This window comes from Actinomycetota bacterium (assembly GCA_005774595.1).
In the GTDB taxonomy this organism is placed as follows: Bacteria; Actinomycetota; Coriobacteriia; order Anaerosomatales; family D1FN1-002; genus D1FN1-002.
Genome location: VAUM01000379.1, coordinates 1 through 1642 on the forward strand (window position 1 = coordinate 1; position 1642 = coordinate 1642).

Here is a 1642-nt window from a genome sequence, read left to right on the forward strand (position 1 = left end):
CCCGGGGCGGACTAGGGCGCCCGCCGGCCGTGCCCCGGGCGCGCGAACCGTGACGCGGCGCACTCGCGCATAATGGAACGCGGTCGGTTGGCCGATTCAATGCTGCGAAGACCGTGGACGGACGTCAGGGAGGGCTGACGATGAGGCGAATCGTACGTATGCTCGCGCTTGCGGCGGCGCTCGTGCTGGCGTTCCCGGCCGCGGCGTTCGCGATGTCGCCGACCCAGGGTGCTTCGGCCGCGCGCGTGGCCGTCGACGCGATCGCGCTCGCGGTGGCCATCGCCCTGCTGCTCGACGTGCTCGCGCTGCGCCGCGTCGCCGAGGGCTCGATGTTCGGCGAGAACCTTGTCCTCGTGCTCGTAGCGGTGATCTGCCTGTCCGCATCGGTGCTCGCCGGCTGGGTCCAGCTGTTCATGCCGACGTTCGACGCCGAGCAGGTCGCCTTCACGCGCGACCTGCTGATCCTGGCGAGCATGATCGTGATGGGCGTGTACTTCTTCGGCGTCAGGCGCGCCATGATGCGCTTCGTGCGCGCGTACCCCGGCGCTGATGACATGGCCCCGGCCGCCGGCACGGCCCCGGAGGAGACGGTCAGCAGCGAGGATGGCTAACGTGCTCGCACAGCGCATCGAGGAGACGCTGCGCCCCGTGATCGGGACGGTGCTCGCGACCGTGTCGGTGGACGTGGAGGCCAAGCGCATCGGCAAGACCGTCGAGACGATCGGGCGCGACGACCTGCCGGCCATCTCGTCGAACCTGCAGGACGCGCTGATGCTCGTGGTCGGCCGGGATCTCGCCCAGGCAGCGGCGAGGAAGGTCGCGGACCTGGCGTAGCGGACCGCCCGTCGTGCGGGTGTGCCGTTCGTCACCGACGGAGCGCGTTCGTCCGGCTGAACCATCCTGAAGCAGGGAAGCGCGGCTGCGTGCAGTATCATTCTTGGGACGCACGTGGGGTCGCACAAGCCGTGCCGGGGGGATCGCTGTGTCTTCTGACATCCTGTTGGTCGATGACTCGACCATGCTTCGGATGCTCGTCTCGTACAGCCTGAGCGGGTCCGACAGCTTCACCGTCACCGAGGCGGCGAACGGTCGCGAGGCGCTCGAGGCGCTGCGCGACGCTTCGTTCTCGATGATGCTGACCGACTACCACATGCCCGGCATGGACGGGGTCGAGCTCGTCCGCGAGGTCCGCGCCATGCCGGACCACGCGGAGATGCCGGTGCTCATGCTCACCGCGGACCGGGACCCGCTCGTGGAGACCGCGGCGACCGAGGTGGGAGTCGACGGGTTCCTGCGCAAGCCGTTCGAGCCGCACGAGCTGCATGAAGCGGTGTGCAAGGTCCTCGAGGAGACGCTTGCCGGGGATGGTGCGGCGCGGGCGCATTCGTTCGGTCCGCAGGCCCTGCTCGACACGTTCCCGTACCCGGCGATGCTGCTCGACGAGGAGCACACCGTCGTGATGGCGAACCCGGCCTTCTACCACCTCACGCGCACGGGCATCCACGACTGCGGGGTCCGCTGCAAGGACGTGATGCACGGCGACCAGGGCCGGCCCGCGAACTGCCCGCTCGTCGAGGCGGTGCGTACGGGTGGCACGGTCGAGCGCAAGGTCGTCGACCGGCGCCTCGGGCTGATGCAGGTC

The 1642-nt window shown here is 69.6% G+C and carries 3 protein-coding genes; all 3 read left to right on the forward strand.

Annotated elements, in window-relative coordinates:
* The first annotated feature begins 140 nt into the window (after positions 1 to 140).
* Positions 141 to 611, forward strand: a complete 471-nt coding sequence (locus tag FDZ70_10275; GenBank protein ID TLM66844.1) for a hypothetical protein — start codon at positions 141 to 143, stop codon at positions 609 to 611.
* The gene (locus FDZ70_10280; protein ID TLM66845.1) at positions 604 to 834 is read left to right on the forward strand and encodes a hypothetical protein; all 231 of its coding nucleotides are present in this window, start codon (positions 604 to 606) and stop codon (positions 832 to 834) included. The genes FDZ70_10275 and FDZ70_10280 overlap by 8 nt, the downstream gene beginning before the upstream one ends.
* A 148-nt stretch (positions 835 to 982) precedes the next feature.
* On the forward strand, positions 983 to 1642 hold a 660-nt coding region (locus tag FDZ70_10285; protein ID TLM66846.1), incomplete at its 3' end, for a response regulator.